This is a genomic window from Vibrio sp. HI00D65 (genome assembly GCF_001635455.1).
Taxonomy (GTDB): Bacteria; Pseudomonadota; Gammaproteobacteria; order Enterobacterales; family Vibrionaceae; genus Vibrio.
On record NZ_LWEH01000501.1, the window covers coordinates 1 to 623 of the forward strand.

1 protein-coding gene is annotated in these 623 nt (G+C 43.5%); it reads right to left on the reverse strand.

From position 1 onward, the window contains the following. Window positions 1-623: relaxase/mobilization nuclease domain-containing protein (locus A3712_RS23125; RefSeq protein WP_157618864.1), on the reverse strand; the 623-nt coding region annotated here is incomplete at both ends.

Sequence of the window (623 nt, forward strand, 5' to 3'; positions counted from 1 at the left end):
GAATGGGATGCCACCGAGAACAAAAGAGAAACCGTTTAACCTACCAGTTTTTGCAACGTTTGGGCGCACTGTTACGCCTGCAACCTCAAGCTGTTGAATAAAATCAAAAACACTCACTTTCGCTTTGATGGCTTCATCTATAATCTTCTGCAAGATTAGACGCTGCGGTGCTTCACCCGTTCTAGCTGACATTTGTATTTCCTTTTGCTTTGCTTGTTTTCTTGGTGTCTTACGCTTGGTTTTGTTTCCGTTTTTATCTAGCTCAAAGTAGCCCGCTGTAAGCGTCAAATCTAACTCTCTCTCGATCACCTGCGTTGCTTCTATTGCGTTAAAGACGTCTTTTCGACCGTGCCACAATGAGCCGTCCAGACCTATTCTTGAAGCTATTATATGAACATGGTCTTTATCTGTATCATTGTGCCTAACTGCAACAAATTGATGCTTAGAAGTATCTAAACTCATCTCCTTTAAGAACAAGTTCACAGCCCGATCCCATCTTCCAGAATCTAACTTTTCACCCTCTGGAAGTGATAGAGATGTATGCCAGACAGGGCTTTTGACGTTATCACGTAACGCTCTGGAAACTGAAAACTCTCTCGCTAAATCTCGCGCACCTCTCCCGC